This window comes from Candidatus Magnetobacterium casense, assembly GCF_019173545.1.
Taxonomy (GTDB): Bacteria; Nitrospirota; Thermodesulfovibrionia; order Thermodesulfovibrionales; family Magnetobacteriaceae; genus Magnetobacterium; species Magnetobacterium cryptolimnobacter.
In genome coordinates, this window is record NZ_JABXWD010000237.1 from 1 (window position 1) to 5,392 (window position 5,392).

Annotated in this window: 4 protein-coding genes and 1 CRISPR repeat array; all 4 genes read right to left on the bottom strand. The window is 47.5% G+C overall.

The features are described from left to right. Positions 1 to 1,005: a CRISPR direct-repeat array (repeat unit 29 nt; unit sequence CTTTATATCCCACATAGTTCAGATGAAAC). Positions 1,006 to 1,217: 212 nt separating this feature from the next. The 4 genes from cas2 to cas3 all read right to left on the bottom strand — a co-directional run bounded on the left by cas2 (position 1,218) and on the right by cas3 (position 5,286). Then, complete coding sequence (gene cas2, locus HWQ67_RS12085) at positions 1,218 to 1,484, bottom strand: CRISPR-associated endonuclease Cas2 (RefSeq protein ID WP_218252944.1); 267 nt, start codon at positions 1,482 to 1,484, stop codon at positions 1,218 to 1,220. Then, positions 1,484 to 2,467 (bottom strand): type I-B CRISPR-associated endonuclease Cas1b, encoded by a 984-nt coding sequence (gene cas1b / locus HWQ67_RS12090; protein ID WP_218252945.1) that lies wholly within the window; start codon positions 2,465 to 2,467, stop codon positions 1,484 to 1,486. The genes cas2 and cas1b overlap by 1 nt, the downstream gene beginning before the upstream one ends. 14 nt (positions 2,468 to 2,481) lie before the next feature. Beyond that, positions 2,482 to 3,006 (bottom strand): CRISPR-associated protein Cas4, encoded by a 525-nt coding sequence (locus tag HWQ67_RS12095; protein WP_218252946.1) that lies wholly within the window; start codon positions 3,004 to 3,006, stop codon positions 2,482 to 2,484. Positions 3,007 to 3,105: 99 nt separating this feature from the next. Next, positions 3,106 to 5,286: a CRISPR-associated helicase Cas3' gene (cas3, locus tag HWQ67_RS12100; RefSeq protein WP_218252947.1), complete on the bottom strand. Its 2,181-nt coding sequence runs from the start codon at positions 5,284 to 5,286 to the stop codon at positions 3,106 to 3,108. Positions 5,287 to 5,392: the final 106 nt, after the last annotated feature.

Consider the following 5,392-nt stretch of genomic DNA (forward strand, 5'->3'; position numbering starts at 1 on the left):
CTTTATATCCCACATAGTTCAGATGAAACAAACGACACGTGCGATGTTGTTGAGTTGGATGCCGACTTTATATCCCACATAGTTCAGATGAAACCAGGTTTCAGGAGCGACAAACGAGTATGTGTTGACTACTTTATATCCCACATAGTTCAGATGAAACTGAGCGAGAACGTAGAAGACAGCAATTGCAACCATCCTTTATATCCCACATAGTTCAGATGAAACGAGGTTCGGAAGTATATTTGTCCCAAGGCAACTGACTTTATATCCCACATAGTTCAGATGAAACAGGGCTACGACGGTGGCAGGTCACGTGAAGCTCTACCTTTATATCCCACATAGTTCAGATGAAACCTGGCGTATAGCAAAGCGGATGCAGACAGCTTTAATGTCTTTATATCCCACATAGTTCAGATGAAACCTGTTGCAGCGCCGTTTATAGAGTCGTATGCCAACCTTTATATCCCACATAGTTCAGATGAAACCACTGACTATCTGCTCTAATACTGACTGTGACATGTCTTTATATCCCACATAGTTCAGATGAAACGGACAATCCATGCCTGGTCACGCATGGCTTGTGGTACTTTATATCCCACATAGTTCAGATGAAACTTAGGCTTGACGTGGAGAGTGCACCCCCCCTCTTGTCTTTATATCCCACATAGTTCAGATGAAACGGAGGTCTACGGCAACATCCGTAATCAGTCCAACAACTTTATATCCCACATAGTTCAGATGAAACGACTGTTCAAAAGATGTTATAAGCTCAGTTTATAGACTTTATATCCCACATAGTTCAGATGAAACTTCGGTTGCACAAGAAGAAGGCTCTATCCTTCAATTCTTTATATCCCACATAGTTCAGATGAAACCCACTAAGGTCGGCACCACTAAGGTTGGCGATCAGTCTTTATATCCCACATAGTTCAGATGAAACGCAATAGAATCGCAAGCAATAGAGACACCCAACCCGCTTTATATCCCACATAGTTCAGATGAAACCACCTTTGTTGTCAAAGATCAAGATCGCAATCCCTCATAAAATAACATATTAGACGGGGTTGTTTCTCAAAAAAATTGAAATGCACATACTTTTTTGCAGTAAACCTGCGGTCGCGTTTTTCAGATATGGGCAATTCACAGGTATTTATTAACGTTATCAACGAGTTATGAGATTTCAGACCCGAAAGAGGTTTACTGCACATACCATTCGCCTAAAAAATGTTACCCGTCATTTCTTTCTCCAGACCAAGCACTGCCTTTGAAAGATTGTTTCTGTTCTCTATAACGTAGAAGTATACGCTGTCTGCCTCCATGTCTATTATTCTTACAAGCTCCTGCCTGCACTTTTGAAGCTTACCGGTGCTCAACTCACCCTCGAACACAGAGTTCTGTACCCAGTGGAGATATTTTTTGAGCACCTTGCGCACCTTGTTTACACGCAACTCCCCAATGTCATATGTCACCACGTAATAGGCCATCACCACCACGCCTTAAGGGGAACGTACTCTTCGTCTCCCAGCAAATGCTTTATAAGCTTGTAGCACTCTAAACGTATCAACGTGGAATACGACACCTTGCGTTTGAGCTTTCGGTGCTGGACAGTGGTATTGAGTTTTTCGTCCAGTTCCCGCAGGTACTTCTTGCGCCCAACCTCCGTCAGGTAACAATAATCCACATCCTCCTCGAAATCCTCCTCTGTGAGCATCCTGTTGTTGACGAGCTTGAACATAACCGTATCCGCAATAAGCGGCTTGAATATCTCCGCTATGTCAAGGCTCAGAGAGTAACGCCTTTCACTTGGTTCGTGCAGATAGCTGACGGTTGGATTAAGCTGAGTGTGGTAGATGTTTGTCAACACGTGTGTGTACATGAGCGAATTGCCAAAGGAGATAAGGGCATTAACAGGGTTTGACGGTGGCCGCTTCTGCCGCTTGTCAAAGGAGAAACCATCAGCCGTCAGTACGACGTTAAACGCCTGATAATAGGCGTTACGGGCACGTCCCTCACATCCCATAAGCTCGGCAACGGAACCCGCCAATTCAATGTTTTTCAATTCACGGTCTATGATGTCCCTGAAGTCTTCAGTGCCCTTGTGACGGCGGAGATTGCGTTGAAGATGAAAGAGACTTCCACGGACAAATTCAACTGCAATGGTCAACCGCTTGCCGGGATCAAGGTAGTGCTGAACCTGTCTGACGGTAAGCTCACCCGATGCACTTTTATGGGGCGGCATGAAACTCCCCGTGTAAAACCCATAGTAGTTGTACAGGTGGAGGGTCGTGTTGTGCTTGGAGAGAAAGTTCAACAGCTTGGAGTTAAGGTCTATTTCGCCAAACAGGTGGATTGTGTCGATGTCCTCTATGGGAATAGCCTTCTTGTCACCCTTTTCGTTTTCGATGACAACGGTGTTTTCCATCCGTTTTATCCTGCCGTTTGAGAATATGTAATAGGGTCTGTCCATAGTTTTTCCTTATGTTATGCCCAACACAATTGACAGTATGCACACTTTGAACAGATGGGCTTATGGACTGGTTTGGGCGGATTTGGTAGTGCGGTGATGGCCCTGATTTTATCGATGTCAGCAAGGACACGCAACTCGTCTTGTTCCGTGAGAACGACTTCTTCGGTTCGCCGGAGTTTGGGGTAACTGATAATGCCAGTTTTGTTGATGCCGCGTTGTTTGAGGATGAATAGGTAGTAGAGGATTTGTGCCCTGTCGGCTTCGGCAATTGAGCTGGAGAGCTTGATCTCGCCGATGGTGTCAGGGCCAACTACATCGATCCTGATAAGGTTATCGATCAATGCCTCGCGTGACTTCTCCCGTGGATAGGCCGATTGCTCAAGGAGTTTGCCAAGCAGAACACTGTCTGACTCTGCCTCCATCGTGATGTGTCGGTCAAAGAGCCATAGCTTGCGCTGACAAACGTACAGGTAGTTGACCTTCACCCCCGTTACCCTAAACTCCTGCGGCGGAGACCCTATCGATTGTGCATCCGACATAAACCTACCAATCCAAGTTTAACACAAACAGCGTCAGTCAATAAACACCCCAGCACTAATGCAAAAACTTCCCATCTATGATAGCATTGTAAAACAGCGTCAGTCAATAAACACCCCAGCACCCACGGCTTCGTTGAGTTCAATCCCCTTCTCAAGGGAATACGTAACATCGTTTATGATATATATGGAGTTCCTCTTGCAGTAAGCGGAACCAGCAACATTCATGAGGCGCTTGCGGTCAAATAACTGAACGGCAACCGTGTATTGCCTTAACGCCGCCTTTGCACGGAGTCTGTCATCAAACGACACCCCCTTTGCCTCAATTATACCGAGTGTTTCGGTGATCTCCTTTTCACATGCGTTGTAGACCGGTCGTGGGATAACGCAGTAATTAAAGGCAATGTGTCTGAACATCTCCTGGGCTTCTGTTTTGTTTTGCGCCTTAAAGCCAAGTTCAAGCAGGCTCTTGCAGGCTTTATAGCTGGTATAGTACTTGGTCGTCTCAATGTCACGAAAGATATATGCTATTGCCGCCTGCTTGTCCTCTTCGGTCATAAAGAGGCCATTATAACGCTCCTTGAGGTGGCTATACGTCCGTGTCATCAGAACATCATCGTAGCCCTTGAACGGTTTTGCACGAAATATGTGGATATTGGCCGGAGGCAACTCATATGGGCGTTTTCTGTAACAGCGCCCAAAGCGTTGAAACAAACTGTCCACAGGAGAACATTCGGTAAAGAGTACGTCAAAATCAAGGTCAAGGCTGGCCTCAACCACTTGCGTGGCTATCCAGATTACGGGCGGATGTTGGGGATCGTTGATGGCCATGATGTCAGCTTCTTTGCGCTTGCGGTCCCTCTGTATAAACCGGGAATGCAGCAGAGACGCTCTGTTGCCTCCGATGGCGTCGTACATTTCCTGCGCACGCTTGACCGTGTTGCAAACGACAAGCACCCTCCTGCCGGCTTGGAGGCCGTCAAGGATCATCGCCAATGACTCGTTAATCTCCGCCTCGTGTACTGCGATCTTATGCCGCCTGATGTCGGGGAGAACCGGGGAAGGGATTTCAACGTTGCCAAGGGCCTCCAGCTCCTCTTTTACAAATGGCGGAAGGGTTGCCGTCATCAGGAGAAACTTACCCCCCAGACGGTGAATCTCCTTCAGAAACACAACAATGGCCGCAATGGCGTCAGGGGCAAAACTCTGTATCTCGTCAACGACAATCTTTGAGTAGGACGCGGTAAGGTAAACAAGCTCATAGCCGTTGTACTTAAAGGCCGCCGTGACAAGCTGGTCTGCCGTGGCAACCGTCAGGGGGGCGCAGAGCTTTCTGGCAGCCTCGATACGCTCCATGTAGGTTTCGACGGTATCGTTGTCCTCAAGGGCATAGACAATGTCTCCGTGCAGGAGCGAAACGTTACTATTGTCGGTTTTGGCAAACACCTCACGAAACCGCTTGTACATCTCACTTACGGCCATCTTCAGCCCCAGGAGGTAAAACGCCTTGACGCCATCTATCCAGCCCATGGAGTACTCGGTCTTACCCGAGCCTGTGGCCGCAACCAGGATGATGTTCTTGGCAGCCAGCTTCCTGGCCTCCTGCTGAAAAGGCTTCAATGTCCAGCCTTTGTCGGCAAGCCAGCGGGCAAGGTCGTCACAGTAGTTGCCACGATAGGGTCTTTCGGCATCTATGCCGGCAGATGCCGTGTAATCGCACTTGTGGAGGATGCCCTTGAAAAACACTATAAGCTCAAAGTAGTTGCGATAATACTCCTGCGACTCTATACTTTGCCGCAGGTCTCTTTCAATGTCGTAGTCTGCATTGAGCGGTGAGGTGAAGGCAATCTTGTCTTTGTTTTTCTCCAGGTCGAGCAAAATGGTCTTCTTTGCGGCGGCGGCATCGAACTTGTAGCTTCGTGTGTGGTGAAAGGCCACGCAGTATTGGACGAGCTTATAAAAGAGGATTTTCTCCGTACTGAAGCCGTGAAAATACCTCTTGTCTTCCATTGTGATGAAAGCGATGGAGAGCCACTCGTGGGGGACTTCCTGGGTGTCTTTCAGCTCTGGTATGATAGTCTTCTCCTGCAGTCCCAGTTTGTTTTGGAACTTGTGGTTGAGTTTACCGAGGTCGTGGTAATTGAGTATCTTTTTAATGACGGCGTCGTATTTGTTGACCTTTTCGGGGTCAAGGTATGGCTTGAGTGTATCATAGCACGCAAGCAGGTTTTGGTTGTGTGTCTGAAGTGTTTCCGGCGGGTCTGATTTTGCGTAAACGTCCATCTATGGTTTCGCACTTTCTGGATTCCTGCTTACGCAGGAATGACACAGATGGGCGCAAAATACCATTTCTTGTCATTCCCGTGAAAACGGGAATCCATTTTCAAAA